This window comes from Chitinophaga sp. 30R24 (assembly GCF_049056765.1).
Classification (GTDB): domain Bacteria; phylum Bacteroidota; class Bacteroidia; order Chitinophagales; family Chitinophagaceae; genus Chitinophaga.
Map to the genome: position 1 here is coordinate 664,614 of NZ_JBJGXX010000001.1, position 24,240 is coordinate 688,853.

General features: G+C 45.2%; 7 protein-coding genes. 2 read left to right on the top strand and 5 right to left on the bottom strand.

Annotated features, from left to right (window positions below; all coding sequences use genetic code 11):
* Window positions 1-78: 78 nt before the first annotated feature.
* Window positions 79-2,133, bottom strand: a complete 2,055-nt coding sequence (uvrB, locus tag ACDQ55_RS02765) for an excinuclease ABC subunit UvrB (RefSeq protein ID WP_420979538.1) — start codon at window positions 2,131-2,133, stop codon at window positions 79-81.
* 101 nt (window positions 2,134-2,234) lie between these two features.
* On the opposite strand from uvrB, the gene ACDQ55_RS02770 reads away from it, so the two are divergent.
* Window positions 2,235-3,026, top strand: a complete 792-nt coding sequence (locus tag ACDQ55_RS02770) for a S1/P1 nuclease (protein ID WP_420979539.1) — start codon at window positions 2,235-2,237, stop codon at window positions 3,024-3,026.
* Between the two features lie 99 nt (window positions 3,027-3,125).
* Here the strand turns inward: ACDQ55_RS02770 and ACDQ55_RS02775 are convergent, their stop codons facing one another.
* A complete protein-coding gene (locus ACDQ55_RS02775; RefSeq protein ID WP_420979540.1) occupies window positions 3,126-4,049 on the bottom strand; it encodes a PfkB family carbohydrate kinase in 924 nt (307 codons plus the stop codon).
* Between the two features lie 144 nt (window positions 4,050-4,193).
* Here ACDQ55_RS02775 and ACDQ55_RS02780 point away from each other — a divergent pair, with 144 nt between their 5' ends.
* Entirely contained in the window at window positions 4,194-4,364 is a 171-nt protein-coding gene (locus ACDQ55_RS02780) for a hypothetical protein (RefSeq protein ID WP_420979541.1), read from the top strand.
* 233 nt (window positions 4,365-4,597) lie between these two features.
* On the opposite strand, the gene ACDQ55_RS02785 is transcribed toward ACDQ55_RS02780, so the two are convergent.
* The 3 genes from ACDQ55_RS02785 to ACDQ55_RS02795 form a co-directional block, all read right to left on the bottom strand.
* A complete protein-coding gene (locus ACDQ55_RS02785) occupies window positions 4,598-6,676 on the bottom strand; it encodes an OmpA family protein (RefSeq protein ID WP_420979542.1) in 2,079 nt (692 codons plus the stop codon).
* 60 nt (window positions 6,677-6,736) lie between these two features.
* Window positions 6,737-7,744, bottom strand: coding sequence for a PorP/SprF family type IX secretion system membrane protein (locus ACDQ55_RS02790; RefSeq protein WP_420979543.1), 1,008 nt, complete (start codon window positions 7,742-7,744; stop codon window positions 6,737-6,739).
* 73 nt (window positions 7,745-7,817) lie between these two features.
* Complete coding sequence (locus ACDQ55_RS02795; RefSeq protein WP_420979544.1) at window positions 7,818-23,756, bottom strand: gliding motility-associated C-terminal domain-containing protein; 15,939 nt, start codon at window positions 23,754-23,756, stop codon at window positions 7,818-7,820.
* Window positions 23,757-24,240 lie beyond the last annotated feature (484 nt).

Below are 24,240 nucleotides of genomic sequence, written 5' to 3' on the forward strand. Positions count from 1 at the left end.
AAACAATAACTATAAATAGAAAAAGAAATTATTACATTATAAATAAATACATATAATGTTCTAAAAATTACTCCAATTTTATTGCTTCATTTCTAACAATTCGCGCTCTAAAGCAAACATTTGGTCTCTTAAACGGGCTGCCTCCATAAAATCCAGGTCGCGGGCTGCCTTTTCCATATCCTTTTTCACCTTTGCTATGGATTTTTCCATCTGAGGAATAGTTTTCACTGTAGCTGCAGAAGACCTAGCATAAGCCATGGCATCTTCCGCAACCAATTGCACGTCATCCCGGATAGCCATCGGTGAATTTTCATCGAAGTGCTTGATTTCCAATACAGACGTTTGTCCCATAATCTGCTCTTTGCTCTTACGGACCGTTTTAGGCGTAATATGATGTGCAATATTAAAAGCCACCTGTTTCTCGCGGCGGCGGTTGGTTTCGTCGATAGTACGCTGCATACTATCGGTGATCTTATCGGCGTAAAAGATCACCAACCCGTCTACGTTACGTGCAGCACGTCCGGCTGTTTGCGTTAAGGAGCGCTCATCCCGCAGGAAACCTTCCTTATCGGCATCCAGGATAGCCACCAATGATACCTCGGGTAAATCCAATCCTTCCCTTAGCAGGTTTACTCCTACCAATACATCTATATTACCCAAACGCAGGTCACGCAATATTTCAATACGTTCCAGTGTATCTACTTCCGAATGGATATAACGCGATTTAATATTAATCCTACCCAGGTATTTGTCCATTTCTTCGGCCATCCGCTTGGTAAGGGTTGTTACCAATACACGGTCACCTTTCAATACCCGCTTATCTATTTCATCCAATAAATCGTCTACCTGATTAACACTAGGGCGTATTTCGATCGGTGGCTCCAAAAGACCTGTAGGTCGTACCACCTGTTCTACCACCACCCCTTCTGTTTTCTTTAGCTCATAATCGCCCGGTGTGGCGCTCACAAAAATGGTTTGGTTCAACATATTCTCAAACTCATAGAAATTGAGCGGGCGGTTATCCAAGGCAGAAGGCAGGCGGAAACCATATTCCACCAGGTTCAGCTTACGGGAACGGTCGCCCCCATACATAGCACCTATCTGTGGAATGGTTACATGGCTTTCATCTATCACCAACAGAAAATCTTTCGGGAAATAATCCAACAAACAGAAGGGCCTTGCACCAGGCTTACGGCGGTCCAGGAAACGGGAATAATTTTCTATCCCATTGCAATATCCCAGTTCACGGATCATTTCCAAATCATAATTTACCCTTTCAGATAAACGTTGCGCTTCTATCAGCTTACCATTGGCTTTAAAATATTCTACCTGGGCTTTCAGCTCGTCTTGTATTTCATATATGATCTGCTGCATCATGTCTTTTGGCGCCAGGTACATATTAGCAGGAAATATCGCAGCATTTTCTACTACAGTAATGCGCTTACTGTTCTGTACATCTATGGTTTCTATCTCTTCTATCTCATCGCCAAAGAAAGTAATGCGATAACCATAATCCACATAAGGCAAATTAATATCCAATGTATCTCCCTTTACCCGGAAATTACCACGGTTAAAATCGCCAGTGGTACGGCTATAAAGTGAATTTACCAACCCATGCAATAGTAAGTTGCGGCTGATTGTTTGTCCCCGCTGTATCCGGATAATCCCATTTTCGTACTCAGTAGGGTTACCGATACCATAAATGCAGGAAACGCTCGCTACTACAATAATATCCCTTCTGCCTGAGAGCAGGTTGGAAGTAGCTTTTAGCCGTAGTTTATCCAACTCTTCGTTGATCGCCAGGTCTTTTTCTATATAAGTATCACTAACCGGCATATATGCCTCAGGTTGGTAATAATCATAGTAAGACACATAATACTCTACCGCATTATCAGGGAAAAATTGCCGGAGTTCGCCATAAAGCTGTGCTACCAGCGTCTTATTGTGTGTAAGCACCAGCGTAGGACGTTGTACCTGCTGTATCACATTGGCTACAGTAAAGGTTTTTCCAGAACCAGTTACCCCTAGCAGGGTTTGAAAGGGTTCGCCATCATTGATGCCTTCGGTTAATTGTTTTATCGCTTCCGGCTGGTCACCAGCGGGAGCGTACGGAGCTTGTATATTAAAAGACATAGAAAACTTTGTTTGAGCAGTAACTGTAAAAATACTAAAGAATGAGAAAGTAAAAGTGTTAAAAAAGATGCTTTACTTTTGTTATTTATACAACGATCCTTATGAGAAAAAAAATTTTAATAGGCCTGCTCGTGGCCTTCCTGCTACCTGTCAGCGTTTTTGCATGGGGACCTAATGGTCACCGTATCGTCGCAGAAATAGCCTGGCTGCACCTCACACCACAAGCACGCAAAGCTGTGGCCAACATCCTGGGACGCGAATCGATGGCTATGGTTGCCAACTGGCCCGACTTCATCAAATCCGATACTACCCACCAGTACGATCATACCAGCTCCTGGCACTATCTCGACTTTCCTGCCAACGTCGATAAAGCCAAATTTGATGAGCTGCTGGCAGTAGCCCACGGCCAGAACCTCTACACCGAAACACAAGCGATGATCAAGGATCTGAGAACTCCTTCCCTGGCCAAAGACAAACAGGTATTTGCACTTTCTTTTCTGATCCATTTAATGGGAGATATGCATCAACCATTGCACGTAGGCCGGGATGAAGACATGGGAGGCAATAAGTTCAGTGTAATGTGGTTCGACAAACCGTCTAACCTGCACCGGGTATGGGACGAACAACTCATCGACTACCAACAGCTAAGCTATACAGAATATACCAAATGGCTGGATGTGGCTACTCCAGCCGAAATCAAAACCATCCAGAGCGGTTCTATTGCCGATTGGATGTATGATTCCCACCTGGTTTCCGACCGGATCTATGCTTATACCCAACCTGATTCGAAACTCAGCTATCGCTATAATTATATATTCGTAAAAGATCTCAACCAGCAATTGCTGAAAGGAGGATTAAGACTGGCTGCCATATTGAATGGCATTTACCAGTAGTGGTTAGCACTCTATCTCCATCAGACCTAAATAAAAAGGTTGCCTCATCAATGATGGGACAACCTTTTTATTTAGAAATTAGCAACTAGTAATGATTAGCTATACCAAGTCAATATCGAAATTTACCAGTTGCACAAATTGGTCAATACGTGCAGTGATATCATCATGCGTTACTTCTCTAATACGTTCTGTTCCAAATCTTTCCACGCAGAAAGAAGCCATGGCAGAACCTACAATAATCGCTGTTTTCATATTTTCGAAAGAGATATCTTTCGTTTTAGCCAGGTAACCAATAAAACCACCTGCAAAAGTATCTCCGGCGCCTGTTGGATCGTATACATCATCCAATGGCATAGCCGGTGCAAAAAATACATGGTTATCGTGGAATAACAGCGCGCCATGCTCTCCTTTCTTGATGATCAGGTAACGCGGTCCCATACCCAGAATCTTACGGGCTGCCTTTACTAACGAATACTCACCACTCAACTGACGGGCTTCTCCATCGTTTACCATCAGCACATCTACTTTCGTCAACACTTTCAGCAGGTCATCCATCGCTACTTCCATCCAGAAGTTCATAGTATCCATCACGATCAGCTTAGGACGCACTTTCATCTGCTCCAGTACACTCATTTGTACCAGGGGAGTAAGGTTACCCAGGATGAGAAATTCACTACCTTGATAATTTTCAGGAATAACTGGTTGAAAATCAGCTAACACATTCAACTCTGTAACTAGTGAGTCGCGGGTATTCATATCCATATGGTACTTACCGGACCAATAGAATGTTTTCCCATCCTGTTTTATCTGCACACCATCCAGCGCTACTCCTTTAGCTTTCAATGCATCCAGTTCGGATTGCGGAAAATCTGCCCCCACAATAGACACCTGGTTAATAGGCTGCACAAAATTTGAAGCGGCCCATGCTATATATGTGGCCGAGCCACCAATAATTCTACCTGATTTGCCAAAGGGTGTCTCGAGTTCATCGAAAGCCATTGTACCTACGACCGTGAGTGACATGCTATTTTTACTAATTTTATTATGTTAAAGTTTAATACAAAACCTCGCAAAGGTAACTACTTATGCATAAAGCCGGAAGTGAAATCTTTACCCCCTTATAATTACCCTGGCGAAATAACAGGAGAGCCACAATAACCGCAGCAGATGCCGAAATACCTTCCCAAAACAACTCCTACTAGCCCCAATTTAAGTTTAAGTCCAATAGCCAACACCCAGCTGAAAATACCACGTGGCAAAACAGTTAATCAGCAAGGGTATACGGATGCCAACTCCATTAAAAAACGGGGCCACCACCAACCTTACAGCACCCAATAACCGGATACACTACACAATAGTGGTATGGAAGATCCCAAAAAACGGCTCTAAACTTTCAACATCTGCATATCCATATGCTATCCTAACTAAACTAACGATGATAAATAATGCGATAAAAAATATAGTCCTGAAGTATATTTAATATCGATAAAAAAACGCTGGCCAATGGGCCAGCGTTAGAATGGTTATTGCAGGATATGGAAGTACCCGGCCAAAGCCGGGCCAAAGAGACATTATTGCGTGCTGCTATCCTCATATTCCGGTTTTACCTCTACTTGTCTTCTCAACACTTTGAATTCTGTTCTACGGTTAAGCTGACGGCCTGCCGGATTATCTTTATGATTAGGCAACGAATTAGGTGCGATAGGTCTGGATTTACCATAACCTTTAGCAATCAACCTACTTGGTGAGATTCCTCTACTGATCAGGTAATTTACACAAGACTGGGCACGGGCCTGAGACAATTTTTCGTTGTACTTCACGGAACCGATACTATCCGTATGTGCACTCATTTCGATCGTGAGCCTTGGATTATCTTTCAGGATATCTACCACTGTATCCAATACGATCTTAGACTCATTCCGCAAAGTAGCCTTGTTAAAATCGTAGTAGATATTATTTAGTATGATTGGTTTTTCTATCTCATAGTGTCTCAGGCAAAGGGTGGGATTATCCAAAGAGTCAACCCTTTCCAGGTCATTTGTATTAAAAGAGAATGTTTTGGTGAAATAATTTTCCTTTTCAATGATGATCTTATAGTAGTGTTTAGGATCTACTTCGAAACTATACCTACCGGAAGGGCCCAATGTTTGTTTTCTGACTGTTTTCCTTCTTATAGTATCAACCAAGCTAACAGTAGCACCTTGCAGGGGTTGCCGCGTATCGCAATCCAAGATAAGCCCACTGGCTATTTTACTAATACGGGTAATACCAAAAACTTCTAAACAACAAACAGATTCCCTGTCGGAGCTGATAAATCCGGCAGCAAATGGATGAGCGTTATCCAAGGCGGTATAATAAATATCGTCTTTAGGAGAATTAAGTGGCTTACCCATGTTAACCGGTGTAGACCAGCTACCAAAATCGCCTTCACTGGAGAAAAAGTCGAGTCCACCAAGACCTACACGGCCGTCTGTGCTAAACACCAGCAGATTCCTTTCTGCATCATAGAAAGGAGCTTGTTCTTCATCCTTTGTATTAATAGCCGTTCCCATATTCCGGGCGCCACCAGGCACCCCATCAGTCATGATACAATACCACAGGTCATTTTTACCCATACCACCAGGCCTATTGGAAGCAAACAAGAGGTACTTTCCATCAGCAGTAATATAAGGTTGCATAGAATTATACCCAGGCGCGTTTACATTATCGCCCAATACTTTAGGTTCCGACCATACACCATTCAGTTTAGTACTTAAACAGATAGCAGATTGTTTCACACCATCTTTCATCATCCAACGGGTAAGGTACAGCGAATTGCCATCAGGGCTAACAGCCGCCACGCCCTGATCGTACCCTTTGGCAGTCGGGATCTGCACTTTCTGGCTGTTGTCAAAAGAATTATCTCTTCCGGTTGCGGTATAGAGTGCATTTACGAAAGGAGTACCACTTTTGGAAGGCTTCTTTTTGTCAGGTTGTTTTGTCGTGGTAGTAGTAGTTGTTGTTGTCGGCGGCAACGGGGGATTTTCGGAACGGGAAGAAGTATACATTAAGGTACTCGCGTCCAATATAACAGGAGCATAGTTAGCACCACCTTCGTTCACATTGCCACCTGTTTTTACAATGGTGAACCTTGGTTGTTTATTATCTTCTTCTAATGCGAATTCGCAGTTGGCTATTTCCAATGGCGTTCTTACAGACAGATCGTCGGCAGCGGTATAGCTTTGTTTGAATTTTTGGAATTCCTCTAATGCCTGCTGGTATTTTCCATTGTACCGCAAACAAACAGCATACCAGTAGCGGGCTTGTGGATAAAGAGGATTATTAAATCCTACAAGTTGCGCGTACCAGGTTTCTGCATTGGTATAGTCATAATAAAGTCGGTAAGATTCGGCCAGGCGGGCAACCACCTGCTGATAATCCTTCATTTTACCACTTGGGGGAGCGGCGCCGGCAATAGTGTAAGGTAATACCTGTTCTGGTTTAATTTTAAACGTTCCCAATGCTTTATTGTAATACTGTGCAGCAGAATAATAATCCTTGGCATTGTAATAGATGTCGGCAGTATGTTTATAATCATAAACATACTGGGCATTGATGGAGTTTATAATTCCTGTAAAAATTACCAGCCAACAGAGTGTAATTTTCTTCATGAGGGTTCCATTTCTTTTTTCTGTATAAGTTTTTTCCTCCATTCTGATTGCTTTCCCTGATTATAATCTTGGACAAATAAAATATTCTTCATTCAACACTCTCCTTTTGCGGCTGATAAAAGAAAGTGATACTTCAAAAGCCTGGCTACCAGTTACTAAACGGTGCATGCTAGAGGTATTGGCATCATAGCTAAGACCCAGTACAAAATTGTTAAAATGAAAGCCGGCAAAAGGTATGGCTGCGTCGTTAAAGCGATAGTTACCGCCAATCAGGAAATCAAATTCCGGATTTACAGTAAACTGTGCATATATGCCTGCTACTGTTTCATGGGCATTTCCCTGATGCATATATATACCGGTAGGCGTAAGACTTATTAAATCGTTTATCTTAATTCTGGTACCACCATGAATCAGATAGCGCACCGGTAATTTGGTTTCATAACCATCCGCAGAAAAAGGATCGTTAGGACGTGTAAGGTGTTGTGCGGCAAATCCTAAAAACGGATTAAACATATGATTAGGGTTACCGTCAAAAAACACAGCTCCGGCGCCCGCATCGAATTGTGTAGAATGCGTTTTACTTACATTTTCACCATTAAATATTGTTGGGTCAAATCCAAATACAGGTGTCCATTGGTTACCTGTCTGAAATTTTGCCGGGTCCAATCTTCTGTCGAGTAAGCCTGCATTAATACCAAATACCAACTGGCTCGTTTTGGCACGGCCAAATTTAACACCGCTATAGGATACACTAGCCATGGCAGTGAAATAATTGTATCCGGCATCCCCAGCCGATTGATTTATTACGTTCAGGCCTACACCGATATTTTTATTAGTAGCTGCATCTACAGAAACACCTGCAGTTGAATATGCCTTGCCATAATTGGCCCACTGGTTACGATAATCGCCGCTGATCCTGAAATCGCCGTCCATAATGCCGGTAAGCGCTGGATTAAGCCATAATGGATAGGCGTAATATTGTGAAAAGTGTGGATCAACCTGAGCTACAGATGTCCTGGGCAACAAACTGCTCCATAAAAGTATTGCAACTATAAAAATCCTTTTCATAGGAACATTTTTTAACTTTTTGTAATAAACCGGGATGCCGTGGCACCCCGGTTCTAATTTTTCTGATTTAATCTTATCGCATCAGTGTGATGTTACCTTTCTTGGTGATTACTGTACCATCCTGCATAGTCGCTTTCAGAATGTATACGTATACCCCTACCGGTTGTCTTCTGCCATTCATAGTACCATCCCATCCTGTATGCTGATCCTTGGAAGAGAACACTACCTGACCCCACTGGTTGTAAATCCTGAATTCAAGTTGTGCTATGGCTGTTCCATATACATACTCGATGTCATTCACACCATCCCCATTCGGGCTGAAGAGGTTCGGCACATAGATATTATTGCCTTGTGGATTCTCTGTTCTACCTGCTACTGATCCCGTTGCACTGGTTTCACAATCAGATGCTCCAATAGCCCTTACCTGTATAGTAACTGCCTGGTTAGGCTGCAAATTGGTAACCGTATGTGTGGTGCCGTTAGGACCAGAACTAGGTGGTATAAATGTTTCACCATTATCTACAGACACCTCGTAACGTTGTGCGCCTGTAACAGGGTCCCAACGGAAGGTGATAGTAGTAGCAGTAGTGTTATCTACGGTAACATTCGGCGTTGGCAGCGGTTGTGCCAGATTTATTACTACTGCTGTTCTGTTGCCCACATTTACACAACCATTGCTGGTAAATGCTTCTACATAATAAGTAGTAGTAGCGCTCAACGGCGGTGTAACAAACGTAGCGCCGGTTTGTACCGGTGCCCCACCGGTTGCAGTGATATACCAACGGAAGTCTACATCCGGCGTAGTGGAAGTAGCCATCAGGACATCTGTTTTACCTGGGCAAACATTATCATTACCGGTTACTGTTGGTTGAGCCGGCGCTGTTGTTGTTATCACACTTACTGCTGTACGTGTTGCACTGGCGCAGCCAGTACTGTTCACTGCTTCCAGGTAATACATCTGATTTGCATTGATCGGAGGCGTTTGATAAGAAGCACCTGTTGCTACCGGCGTACCACCACCTATTGCAGTAGTATACCAATTATAAGTAAGCGTAACGTCCGGATTCAAGGCATTCAGTGTTACTGTCTGACCTGGGCAGGTTTGCAGGGTAGCATTTGCTACAGCCGGTGCTGCCGGAGCAGTGTTCACTGTTACTACCACCTGAGTTCTGCTGCTGCTCACACAACCACCACTAGTAGATGATTCAACATAATAGATAGTGCTGGCGGTTGGGTTGATGGTGAAATCGGAACCCGTAAACACAATACTACCACTACTAGGCACAGTATACCAATTATAGATTACACCAGCTGTTTTGTTCTTCACAGTCAGCACACCTGCTGTACCACTACAGATCGTGATCGGATCAACCTGTGGCTGTGCTATATTATTTACGATGGTAGCGGTTACACTGATGGCAGCGCTGCTACATCCGGAGTTATTCAGGGCTACCAGATAGTAACTGGTTGTTTGTGCCAAAGCTCCGGTAGTGAAGGAGGTGCCTGTAGCCAGGAGGAGTCCGTTAGATGGCGCATTATACCAGCGATAAGCCAATGTAGGATCTGGAGATGTTACACTGAACGTTACCGTACCACCTACGCATGTCTCCATATTATTTGCATCAACCGTTGGTATTGGTGGAGCCTGGTCTACATTTACGGTTACAGCTGTTCTGGTAGAGCTGGAGCAGCTTCCCATGTTAGCTTGTACGTAGTAAGTAGTATTCTGTGTTATTACAGGCACATTGTATACAGCGCCAGTAGCAAGCAGTGAACCTCCGGTAGGAGCGTCGTACCACTGATAGATAACACCAGGGATAATTGTATTCACCGCAACTGTTACACCACTACCTGCGCAAGTTCTCAGGGAAGATGCTACTACATCCGGTGCATTTGGTGCAACCACCACTGTAGCTGTTACTTTTAACCTGTTGGATGTATTACCACACTGTGATACATCTCCAGTTGCTTCTACCCAGAAGTTCATCGTAGTATTCAAGGCGCCAGTAGTGAATACAGGGCCACTGCCTACCACATTACCACCGGTAGCTGCATCGTACCAGGTATAGGTAATACCATTGGTCGCAGAAGTGATGCGGAAGGTAGCTGTGCTGCCCATACAAACAGTTACGTTATCAGATTCTACAGTTGGTGTTGGCATTTGCCCTACACCGATGGAAATCTTCGCTCTTACTGCACTAGCACAGTTACCATTGCTGCCTTCTGCATAGAAGTCTGTATTGCTGCTCAATGGTCCAGTGATAAAGCTAATACCGGTACCAAGGAGGTTGCCGCCGGTAGGCGCGTCATACCAACGATAGGTAACACCAGGAAGAGGCCCCGTGATAGAAAGGGTGACACTGCCTCCAGGACAAACAGACAAGGCAGAAGCAGCTACTACTGGCGTTGCCGGTACGCTATTCACCGTTACGGTGCCACCTGTCTTGCTAGCGCTTGAGCAACCACCATTTATTACCACCTGTACATAATACGTAACAGTAGCATCCGGCGCAATGATGTTGAATACCGGACCTTCATTTACTTGATTACCTGCGGCGTCGAACCATTGATAAGTAGCACCTGCCACTGGATTCTTAATCGCCAGGGAAGCATCCTGTCCTTGACAAACTGTCACATTATTACTCACTAATTCAGGAGCTGCCGGCACTGGTACCACATTTACATTCACCATAGCACGGGCAGATGGCTTGCCACATTTCGAAGTATCACCGATAGCCTCTACATAGAAGGTAGTATTTGCATTAATCACATCGGTGGTGAAAATAGGACCTGTAAATATAGCGGCGCCGCCGGTAGCCATTGTGTACCATTTATAAGTGATGTCATTCACAGAAGAAATCACTTTCAGTACAGCTTTTGTACCCTGACAGATAGTTACATCTGTAGCTTCTACGATCGGTACTGGCGCTTCACCCACACCTATGGAAATCTTAGCTCTAGTAGTACTTACACATCCACCCAGACTAGCTTCCACATAGAAATCAGTAGAGGCGGTAAGACCTGTTACGTGATATACTGGACCAGTAAACAGCGACGTACCACCTGTAGCTACGTTGTACCAATGATAAGTCACTCCTGGTTCTGCATTCTGTACGGTCAGAGTAGTTGCATCACCCACACAGATACTGATCGGGTCACCTGCCACAATTGGTACTGGCACACTGCTCACACTCACAGTGACCACTTTCGCATCTGCTGGAGAGTTAGCACACTTGTTATCCCCTTCTACGGTCACGTAATAAGAAGTATTAGTTGTTATGACCGGTGTAGTATAAGATGGTCCCGTAGCAAGCAAGGTAGTGAGGCTTGCATCCTGATACCATTTGAAGACTGGATTAGTTACCGTAGTGGTACTAGCGGTAAGCGTTACCATGCTGCCTGCGCAGATCGTAGTATCGCGAACGATAATATCTGACGCCGTTGCATGGTCGGTTACGGTCACCCTCACTGCTTTCAGATTGCCAGCGGTGTTTTCACATCTACCGGCATTACTTACACTCACATAATAAGTGTAGGTACCGGCTGGCAAGTCGTAAACAGTTAATACTCCCGATGGACTTACTCCTGCTGTAATCTGACCTGTCTTATCTGGGTTAGTGTACCATTTAAATACAGGGTTCTGTACAGTGGTGCTTCTTGGCGTCAACACTAACGCACTACCCTGACAGATGGTGGTATCAGAGATGATGATATCTGATGCTGTTGAGCCTGTATTTACAATGAGTACCAGTTTCGTACGGCCACTGTCATTAGTACAGTTATTGCCATTCACCGCTTCTACATAGAAGGTGTAAGTACCTGCTGTGAGGTTAGCCGGTGTCGTGTATTGATTGCTGTTGGTTACCAATTTAGTTCCTCCGGTAGCCGCATCGTACCAATTGTATTGTACACCAGGCACTGCATTTACGCTAAGGGTTACTGATGTATTCACACAAGTGGTAGTTGTGTCGCCACCTGTTGGAACCGGTAATGGAGGTACCCCAAGAACAGTTACAGTGACCACTTTCGCATCTGCTGGAGAGTTAGCACACTTGTTATCTCCTTCTACGGTTACGTAATAAGAAGTATTAACTGTCAGGACCGGTGTAGTATAAGATGGTCCGGTAGCAAGCAGGGTAGTGAGGCCTGCATCCTGGTACCATTTGAAGACTGGATTTGTTACCGTGGTCGTACTAGCGGTGAGCGTTACCATGCTGCCTGCACAGATCGTAGTATCCCGAACGATAATATCTGACGCTGTTGCATGATCAGTTACGGTCACCCTCACTGCTTTCAGATTGCCAGCGCTGTTTTCACATCTGCCTTCATTACTTACACTCACATAATAAGTGTAGGTGCCAGCTGACAAATCGGAAACAGTTAATACTCCCGATGGACTTACTCCTGCTGTGATCTGACCTGTCTTATCTGGGTTAGTATACCATTTAAATACAGGGTTCTGTACAGTGGTGCTTCTTGGCGTCAGCACCAACACACTACCCTGACAGATGGTGGTATCAGAGATGATGATATCTGATGCTGTTGAGCCTGTATTTACAATGAGTACCAGTTTCGTACGGCCACTGTCATTAGTACAGTTATTGCCATTCACCGCTTCTACATAGAAGGTGTAAGTACCTACTGTGAGGTTAACCGGTGTCGCGTATTGATTACTGTTTGTTACCAGTTTAGTTCCTCCGGTAGCCGCATCGTACCAATTGTATTGTACACCAGGCACTGCATTTACGCTAAGGGTTACTGATGTATTCACACAAGTGGTAGTTGTGTCGCCACCTGTTGGAACCGGTAATGGAGGTACCCCAAGAACAGTTACAGTGACCACTTTCGCATCTGCTGAAGAGTTAGCACACTTGTTATCTCCTTCTACGGTTACGTAATAAGAAGTATTAACTGTCAGGACCGGTGTAGTATAAGATGGTCCGGTAGCAAGCAAAGTAGTGAGGCCTGCATCCTGATACCATTTGAAGACTGGATTTGTTACCGTAGTCGTACTAGCGGTGAGCGTTACCTTGTTGCCTGCGCAGATCGTAGTATCCCGAACGATAATATCTGACGCTGTTGCATGATCAGTTACGGTCACCCTCACTGCTTTCAGATTACCAGCGGTGTTTTCACATCTACCTGCATCACTTACACTCACATAATAAGTGTAAGTGCCGGCTGGCAAATCGGAAACAGTTAATACTCCCGATGGACTTACTCCTGCTGTGATCTGGCCTGTCTTATCTGGGTTAGTATACCATTTAAATACAGGGTTCTGTACAGTAGTGCTTCTTGGCGTCAGCACCAACACACTACCCTGACAGATGGTGGTATCAGAGATGATGATATCTGATGCTGTTGAGCCTGTATTTACAATGAGTACCAGTTTCGTACGGCCACTGTCATTAGTACAGTTATTGCCATTCACCGCTTCTACATAGAAGGTGTAAGTACCTGCTGTGAGGTTAGCCGGTGTCGTGTATTGATTGCTATTTGTTACCAGTTTAGTTCCTCCGGTAGCCGCATCGTACCAATTGTATTGTACACCAGACACTGCATTTACGCTAAGGGTTACTGATGTATTCGCACAAATTGTAGTTGTGTCGTTTCCTGTTGGAACCGGTACTGGCGGTACATTAAGAACAGTTACAGTAACCAGCGCAGAAGCCGCGCTATTACAATTATTCCTGCTGGCCACCACATAGTATTTATAAACGCCAGAATCGAGAGTAGTTGGTGTTACATATGCCACGCTGTCGATCAGGTGATTACCCTGGCTATTGAACCAACTATAGGTAATTCCAGGAGCAGGGTTTATAACACTGAGAACTGCCTGGCTGCCTTTACATACCTGTGCATTATTCACTTGTACGGTCGGCTGTACGATTACACGCTGTGCATAGTTGAAATCTATTTGAGTAAGCGCCGACACAATACCTGACTTCAGTTTCACTTCCACACCATCAAATGGTTGAGTTGGAACGAACGACAGGATAGCACGGTTACCACCACTGAGCAAATCAATATGCAAGAGTGGGTTAGATACGAGTAAGGAATCGCCCGGAGTGTTGCCATTATAAGTCGTTAACTGAACACTACCCAGTAGGGTTGCAGACAGTATTTGACTTGGGTTAGACAACATTACTCTTACGGTATCGCCTGGAGTAGATATTCCATTGAAGATGACCTTCTCTGCTACAGAGGCATTGAGCACTCCAAGGTTAATGACCAGAGAAGCCGCGGTATTAATATTATTATCTACTGCCAGTTCTGGATTATAAACATTACCAGAGATCAGCAGACCAGATCCACTAATCGTTTCACTAGTAGCTCCTTCGCATGGTACCATGTCTGGCGGCAAATTAACGGCTACTACCTTCACGGCAACCCTTTCAGATTTACATGTAGCACCACCAGGCAGGGCAGCTTCTACCCAATAGGTAGTAGTTCCGAGCGTTGTTGGAGCCGGCGGCGCAAAGGTAGCTCCCTTGAAGAGGGTATCCGTGCTGGTTTGGCTACTGAACCAATAGAATTCGGCATTGGCTGTTGCTGCCTGTGCCTGGAATACCGGTTGTTGATTTACCGCTACAGAATCTACCATTGGCGTTACTGTTGGCGGCATCAGAGCAGCGGCTACGTTCACCGTATCAGCAGTTCTAGTAGTAGAAACTGTGTTACAACTATCGCTTTTCGCTTCCACATAGTATATCATCCGACCAGTTACATTCGTCACTGTGTAAGTAAATCCGCTATCGGTATTCAGCGGGCTACCGCCAACAGCTACATTATACCAGGTATAGCTATAGCCTTTCAGCGGATTAGCTACTGCGAGTACTGCATCTGAACCAGCGCATACTTCTACGTTAGTAGCCTGAACAGCTGGTGCAACTGGTGCAGTAATTACGATTATATCTACCTCGGTACGTGCAGTGCTTTGACAGCCGTTTCTGGAAGCTTCTACATAGAAGGTAGTATCCATGGTAAGTATACCAGTAGTAAAGCTAACACCGTCTTTACCGGTAAGGTATACACCCTGGCTATTATACCAGCGGTAGGTTACACCTGCAGCCGGATCTTGCACTTGCAGGGTAGCTGTGTTGCCCGCGCAAACAGTTACCTGTGATGCTACCACTTTTGGTGCTACCAACGCGCGTTGTGCATAGTTGAAGTCTACCTCTGACAAGGCACCCAGAATACCTGATTTCAGTTTCACCTCCACTGCATCGAACAAGTTAGTTGGTACAAATTCTACCAATGCCTGGCTATTGTTATTCAGGAATGTGAGTTTAACGAGCGGGTTATTAACAACTACTGAATCACCTGGTGTATTACCATTATAAGCAGTGATCTGTACGCTGCCCAACAATGATGCAGACAACAATTGGCTAGGGTTAGATAACAATACTCTTACGGTATCACCCAGGGAAGATATACCGTTGAATTTAGCTCTTTCCCATACCTCTGCATTCAATGCTCCCAGATCGATTACCAGGGAGGAAGCAGTATTAGTGTTATTATCTACCGCGAGATCAGGGTTGTACACATCGCCCAATATCAGCAATCCGCCACCACCAATAGTTTGTGAGGTAGCTCCTTCACATGGCACCGGACCAGGAGGCACATTAGTATAATTTACCACTACCGGTACTCTGATAGATGTACAAGTAGTACCGCCGGTTAAGCTAGCATCTACCCAATAAGTAACAGATGTTTGGGTGTTGCTGGTAGGTGGTGTATAAGTAGCTCCTGTAAACAGACTATCATTACCTGTTTGACTACCATACCAATGGAATATTGCATTAGCTGTGTTAGAAGTAGCAGTCAGTACCGCTTGCGCTCCAATCGGCACATTAGCCGGATTTGGCGTAACCGTAGGCGCGCTCAGCGAAGAAGATACCACCACGCTAATGGCTTGTCTTGGTGAAACCGCACCACAACTGCTTACTACCTCTACATAGAAGGTGGTATCGTGGGTTACCGCAGGTACGGTAAATACAAATCCACTATCAGTATTCAATGGGCTACCACCAGTAGGTACATTGTACCAGCGATAAGTATAGTTATGGTCTGGGTTGGATACTTGCAGTGAAGCATCGGCACCAGGACAAATGTTAACTGTAGTTGGCGCACCAGGAACTGGCGGAGCCGGTGCAACATTTACAGATACCGGTATACGATCTGGATTAGCACAATTAGCACCACCCACCACTGATACGTAGTAGGTTACTATTCCGGCTGTTCTCAGCGTATCGGTAGTATATGTGTTTTGCGTACTTAACACAGTAGTGCTAGTAGAATCAGCGTACCAGCGTACAGAAGTACCAGCAGCCGGTGTTACAGAGAGCGTAGCCGGTTGATTAATACATACGCTGGCATTTGTAGTAGTGATCACCGGATTTGGATAGAAGATCCGTGCTCCATAAATATCCAGTGAATTGAGCAGGTTCAATACACCTGTAAGTCTTACTTCCACACGGTCGTAAGCTGCTGGGGCAGCGATAGTAGCAGTAAACTGCTGACCTCCAAGTGCACGTAACGTGAACAGGCTAGCCAGGGTATCTACTTTTACAAGGGTGTTATTATTGTACAAGGAAATCAATGTACCACCCAGGAGGCTTACATCAGCCAGGCCTACCGGGGTACCCAGCGTCAACCTGATGCTATCATTTGCACTACCAGCGTTCGGGAAGATAAGCTGTTGGTAAACAGATCCGCCTAATATACCCAAAGGTATATTCAACCGGGTATAATCGGTGCTGGAACTATCGATATCATCATTAGGATCAATTACACTACATAAGATACAACCCAGGGTAGTACCGGCAATTTCACTGGTAGGCATATTACACTGCGGATTCAGTATAGGATTACCAATTACCACCACATTAACCTGCTCGCGAGTAGATTCGCAAGCACCGGTGATCCTCACGGCAGCATAGTAAGTATAAGTACCTGGATTGATGAATGGTCCTACCTGTATGCTATCGCCACTACCAATACTGTCATTGGCAGTACCGTACCATATAATAGTAGCGCCATTCACATGGGCCGCTTTCAGCGTTGCCAATGCACCTGTTTGAACAATTACATCGCCAGTTACCACTGGTGGCGCAGGAGCAGCTACTACACGTACGTTAGCAGCCTTAAGGGCACCAGCTCCGTTTTCACACAGATTGCTACCGGCCACGCTTACGTAATAAGTATAGTTACCTACAGCTAAACCAGTGATGGTGAGCTTACCAGTAGTAGTATCTACTGCATATGTTACCGGTCCTTCTACGAGGCCATTTGTAATAGCAGTTGTTTTATTGATGTCTTTATACCATTTAAATACCGGAGCAGTAACCCCTGTTGCTACCGGCGTTAATACCACCTGACCGCTAGAGCAAGCAAGGGTAGTATCTGGCAACGTAATGTTATCAGGTGTGCCTACTGGGTTTACCGTTACTACTACAGGTATACGATCTGGGTTAGCACAATCATTGGCATCTACCGCCTGCACGTAGTAAGTGAAGGTTCCTGGTATTCTGAGTGTATCCGTAGTATAAGTATTCTGAGTACTCAGGATAGCCACTGTAGTAGAATCAGCATACCAACGTACGGTAGTACCGCTAGACGGAGTAGCTGTTAATACCGCTGGCTGACCTGCGCATATAGTAGTATTATTCGCGCTGAGCGTTGGGTTAGGCGCCACCGCCCGTACGCTGTAAATATCGAGTGCGTTCAGCAGGTTAGCTACACCAGTGAGCTTCACTTCCACACGATCATAAGCACCACCCGCAGCCACAGTAGCAATAAAGCGGGTACCGTTCAGCAATCTTAATGTAAGCAGTTGGGAAATTGTCTGGGTGTTTACAACAGTAGCACCATTATATACAGTAATCACCGTTCCACCTAACAGGCTGAGATCTGCCAGCGTTGAAGGTGTGCCCAGATCCAGACGGATACTGTCTGTTGCAGCGCCAACAGCCGGGAAGATTAACTGTTGATAAACAGAGCCACCCAACAGGCCAAGCGGAATATTCAATTGGGTATAGTTGGTATTTACAGTGTCAATATCATATGTTGGGTTAGATACGCTACACAGGATGCAACCCAGTGTTGTACCGGTTACCTGACTGGTAGGTACATTACAACTATTGGGCACAACCGGACCGGTTACGGTTACGGTGATCAGCAAGCGGTATGACAAGCAACCACCTGGCAGGCTGTCGCCAGCGAAGTATTGATAGGTGCCTGGCATATTGAATGGCGGCAGGATGATGGAATCACCTGTTGCGATAGGCGCCTGAGTAGTGTCGCTATACCATACCACTGTAGCGCCAGAAATTGGAGCAGCCACCAAAGTAAGTGGTAAACCTGTAGTTACTGTATAATCCTGCACCAGGGTTGGTGGCGCCGGTGTGGTAGTTACTTTAATAGTAGCGGCTTTCAGGTTACCAGCTGCATTATCACAATAATTGCTGCCGGACACACTTACATAATAAGTATAGTTACCCGGTGTAAGACCTGTAACACTCAATTGACCAGTGCTAGCGTTGATGGTAAAGGTAGCACTACCAATAGTACCGCCATTAATGATAGGCATTGTTTTATTAGCGTCTGCATACCAGTTGAATACCGGTGCATTTACACCAGTAGCCGTTGGAGTGAGTACAGCCGCCGCACTACCACAAGTAATAGTGGTATCCGGTAAAGTAATAGTTGCCGGAGTGCTCAACGGATTTACAGTCACTGTTACAGGTATACGTTCAGGATTAGCGCAATTATTCGCGTCTATCACCTGCACGTAATAATTATAAGTACCTGGTGTTCTCAGGGTATCAGTAGTATAAGTAGCTTGGTTGCTCAGGGATACACCGCCAGTGGAATCTGCAAACCACTGTACGGAAGTACCGCTAGATGGCGTAGCCGTTAAGGTTGCTGGCAAGCCGGCACAAACAGTTACCGAATTAGCAGTAATAGTTGGATTAGGACCTACAGCACGCACACCATAGATATCGAGTGCGTTCAGCAGGTTAGCGACACCAGTGAGCTTCACCTCCACACGATCATAAGCACCGCCCGCAGCCACAGTAGCAATAAAGCGGGTACCGTTCAGCAATCTTAATGTGAGCAGTTGGGAAATTGTCTGGGTGCTTACAACAGTAGCACCATTATATACGGTGATCACCGTTCCTCCTAACAGGCTGAGATCTACCAGCGTTGAAGGTGTGCCCAGATCCAGACGGATACTGTCTGTTGCAGCACCAACGGCCGGGAAGATTAACTGTTGATAAACAGAGCCACCCAACAGGCCAAGCGGAATATTCAATTGGGTATAGTTGGTATTTACGGTGTCAATATCATATGTTGGGTTAGATACGCTACACAGGATGCAACCCAGCGTTGTACCGGTTACCTGACTGGTAGGTACATTACAACTGTTAGTTACAACCGGACCGGTTACAGTTACGGTTACCAGCAAGCGGTATGACAAACAACCACCTGGCAGGCTGTCGCCGGCGAAGTATTGGTAAGTGCCTGGCGTGCTGAATGGCGGCAGGGTAATAGAATTACCACTACCGATAGATGCTTGCGTAGTATCACTGTACCATACCACTGTAGCACCGGATACAGGAGCGGCCACTAATGTTAATGGCAAGCCGGTGGTAACGGTATAGTTTTGTACCAGGGTAGGCGGCGCCGGCGCAGTAGTTACTTTTATGTTAGCTGCTTTGAGGCTGCCCGCTGCATTTTCACAACGGTTAGCACCAGATACGCTTACATAATAAGTATAGTTGCCTGGCAGTAAACCTGTAACGGTGAGTTTACCGGTAGTGTCTATTGCGAAGGTGGCACTACCTATTGTGCCGCTATTAGTGATAGGCGTTGTTTTGTTGGCGTCTGTATACCATTTAAATACCGGGGTGGTTACACCGGTGGCAGTAGGCGTTAACACTGCTGAAGTGCTGCCGCAAGTAACGGTAGTATCAGGCAGGGTGATGTCTGCTGCGGTACCTAATGGGTTCACGGTTACCAGCACCGGTATCCGGTCTGGATTAGGACAACCATTGGAACCGATCACCTGTACATAATATTTAACGGTACCCGGAGTAAGCAGGTTACCAGTAGTATAAGTATTTTGACTGCTCAAAACAGTAGTAGAGGTAGAATCTGCAAACCATTGTACCGTAGTGGATGGCGCTGGCGTTACAGAAAGCGTAGCTGGAGAACCAACGCAAGTAGTAAAACCATTCGGAGTAATAGTTGGGTTAGCATTGATTGCCCTCACACCATATATCTGCAAGGTGTTAAGCAAGTTAACTACTCCGGTAAGGAGTACCTGTACGCGGTCGTATGCAGCAGTAGCAGGAATAGTAACCGTATAGCGAGTACTACTTAAAAGGCGCAAGGTCAGTATTTGAGAAAGGGTATCTCTTCTTATTACCGTATTACCATTGGCCACGGTGATGATAGCACCACCTAACAAGCCTATATTAGCAATAGGTGCAGACGAGCCCAGATCGAAGCGAATGCTGTCTGTTGCCAACCCTGTAGTAGGGAATATCAGTTGTTGATACACGCTACCTCCCAGCAATCCAAGCGGAATATTCAATTGGGTATAGTTGGTATTTACGGTGTCAATATCATATGTTGGGTTAGATACGCTGCACAGGATGCAACCCAGCGTTGTACCAGTTACCTGGCTGGTAGGCATATTACATCCCACGCCACTTACAGGACCGGTAACGGTTACGGTTACCAGCAAGCGGTATGACAAACAACCACCTGGCAGGCTGTCGCCGGCGAAGTATTGGTAAGTGCCTGGCGTGCTGAATGGCGGCAGGGTAATAGAATTACCACTACCGATAGATGCTTTCGTAGTATCACTGTACCATACTACTGTAGCACCGGATGCAGGAGCGGCCACTAATGTTAATGGCAGGCCGGTGGTAACGGTATAGCTTTGTACCAGGGTAGGCGGCGCCGGTGCAACAGTTACTTTTATGTTAGCTGCTTTGAGGCTGCCCGCTGCATTTTCACAACGGTTAGCGCCAGATACGCTTACATAATAAGTATAGTTGCCTGGCAGTAAACCTGTAACGGTGAGTTTACCGGTAGTGTCTATTGCGAAGGTGGCACTACCTATTGTGCCGCCATTAGTGATAGGCGTTGTTTTGTTGGCGTCTGTATACCATTTAAATACCGGGGTGGTTACACCGGTGGCAGTAGGCGTTACCACTGCCGAAGCGCTACCGCAAGCAACGGTAGTATCAGGCAGGGTGATGTCTGCCGCGGTACCTAATGGGTTCACGGTTACCAGCACCGGTATCCGGTCTGGATTAGGACAATTATTGGAACCGATCACCTGTACATAATACTTAACGGTACCCGGAGTAAGCAGGTTACCGGTAGTATAAGTATTTTGACTGCTCAAAACAGTGGTAGAGGTAGAATCAGCAAACCATTGTACCGTAGTGGATGGCGCTGGCGTTACAGAAAGCGTAGCCGGAGAGCCAACGCAAGTAGTAAAACCATTCGGGTTAATGGTTGGATTGGCGTTAACTGCCCTCACCCCATATATCTGCAGGGAGTTGAGCAGGTTAGCCACTCCCGTAAGGAGTACCTGTACGCGGTCGTATGCAGCAGTAGCAGGAATAGTAACCGTATAGCGGGTACTACTTAAAAGGCGCAGGGCCTGTATTTGGGAGACCGTGTCCCTTCTTATTACCGTATTACCGTTGGCTACAGTGATAATGACCCCGCCCAACAAACTCACATTAACAACAGGTACAGACGAGCCCAGATCGAGGCGTATACTATCTGTTGCCAATCCTGCAGTAGGGAATATCAGTTGTTGATATACACTACCTCCCAACAACCCAACCGGAATATTCAACTGGGTGTAGTTGGTGCTAATTGTATCAATATCATAAGTAGGATCAGAAACGCTACAGAGTATGCAACCCAGGGTAGTACCGGTTACCTGACTGGTAGGCATATCACATCCTACACCAGTTACCGGACCTGTTACCGTAATCACCACCGGTACCCTATAAGATTCACATCCACCAGTAAGCCGCACACCTGCATAATAAGTATAGGTACCAGGATTATTGAAAGGTCCTACTTGCAACGTAGTTCCGGAACCGATAGCAGTCATCGTAGTATCGCTATACCAAACGATGGTGGCACCAGTAACCGGTTGGGCAGTAAGTGTAACCGGCAAACCAGTAGTAGCACTGATGTCTGATACCACTACAGCTGGTGCAGGAGCAGTACTTACTGTTATCGCAGCAGATTTCAATGCACCAGCTCCGTTTTCACAATGATTGCTGTCGCTTACACTTACATAATAAGTGTATGAACCTACAGTAAGACCGGTAATACTTAATGTACCAGTAGAATCTATACCATAGGTGATACTTCCGTCTACCTGTCCATTGGTGATCGGACCTGTTTTATCAGCATTCTTATACCACCTGAATACGGGGTTATTCGTGGCAACAGTGGAGGTAGGCGTGATACGCACGGTATCACTAGGGCAGGCCAACGTGGTGGCTGGCACCGTAATATCCGCAGCGGTGGAAGAATTTGCCACCACTACAGTTACCAGTGCTTTTGCTGATTCTGTTGTACAAGCTTTTCTTGTTGCTGAAACATAATACCTGAAAGTACCAGCGGTAGCCACCTGCGCACCTTGCAATACAAGCGAATCGGCGGTACTTAATACAGTGGTTTGGGTAGAATCATACCAGGTATAGTTAAGGTTTACATTATCGGGGTTGCTGACACGTAATGTAATCGGTGTATTTAAGCAGGTAGTTTTCAATGTTCCATTAACCGGAGTAGGGCTGGGGCTGATACGTTGTATTTCATGCACATTCACAGATCCGAGTGCATTCAGCAATGCTCCGTATCTCACCTGCACATGATCGAACTGTCCGGAGCTTTGAAAGGAATAAGTTTGGGGGCCGGTGCCGCCAGAAAACAGGTTAAGCACCAGGAAGTTACTGTTAGCGGGGATTGAGTCTACTATCGTTTGCCCATTATAAGTAACAAAGGTAAGAGCGTTCAGCAAGGCAACACTCAGTAGGGACCCTGATTGAGAAACAGTGATTCTCACAGAATCACCGGCTTTGGATAAGCCGGGGAAGATCACATTTTCCTGTACATAGGCTGCAGCTGCAGCGGTAGCATTTAAAACAGCAAAAGTAGACAGGTTACCATCTACTGCATTTAACGGGTTAGTGACTGATCCGACCGCCCCAAGAGGGGCTCCAAGCGTACTCGCGACCCCTGTAAGGACATCCACGTAAGTATCGCAAGCTATAGGTGGAGGCGTAACTGCCGGTGTATTGTAGTAAGCGCTATATACTCTAAGCGTTTGTAACAGTCCTACCGCCGGCGCCTGAACGGTTATCCTTACCCGGTCATAAGTGCCAGTACCACTGGTAGAGGGTACATATACCTCCGTCTGATTATTAACAGCGAGTAAGTTCGCTATTGCATTGGAAATATCCGTAGAAGGACCGGCAGCGGTTACACCATTAAAGGCTTGTACCGTAATTCCGCCCAGCAGGCTTAGAGAAAGCGCCGAGCCCGAACCCACTTTGATAATTGACGTAGTACCCTTGGTAGGAAGGCTTCCCGTAGGGAATTTAATATCAATACTAACACTGGCATTTACCGATACTACCGCGTTAATAACCCCATACGTATTCAATGCATTGGCTCCCGCGTCAACTATCAAACTGGCTCCCTGCACGTCGCAACCAGCGCAAATACCAGTTACCCTGGCAGAGTCGAGCCCATTAGCGTATACCCGGGTAGTATAAGATTGCGCCTGAATATCGCTAATGCCTATACTAAATAATAATAACAGCAGAAGAAGGCTTTTCCAGGCTACAGTACCTGCATTATTCCAGAACCAGGCCATACTGGGTTTGGCCATAGCCTTCCCTGATGGGTGAGGAAAACAAAAATGAGCAGTAAAAGGGCTATTAGGAGTAGCTTTTGAATGCATAGCATCAAATATTTGAATAAAAATTGTTCTGTTTCGTTGCAATACAACAAAACTCCAAAGGGAAGGCAGGCAGGTTAGGATATCTTGGGAAAGAATACTGGTTGATCTAAAACGTATACTTCCTTGCGTGTTTTTTAAAAGGGTGTCATAAGACAGCAACGAAAGTACCAGTAAGGGGTGGTTTATTAAAAGCTCTTTTTATTCATTCCTGAATAAAAGTTCAATTCATTCAAATTGATACCGTTCTGTTCATTTTGTTCATTTTCATACATTCTAATAAAAGATGATTCTTATTCAGGAGAAGCGAAGAATTTAAATAATAAAAAAAATATAAAGAATATTCTTAAATATTTTACAAGGTCCTATCTTGTTTTTCACTATAAAATGAATAAAATATAAATATTCGCCATGCGGTAATATTGCATTGTTTTTCTCATATTTATATATGATATTCATCTAACAATTAATCAACAAAGACAAACTT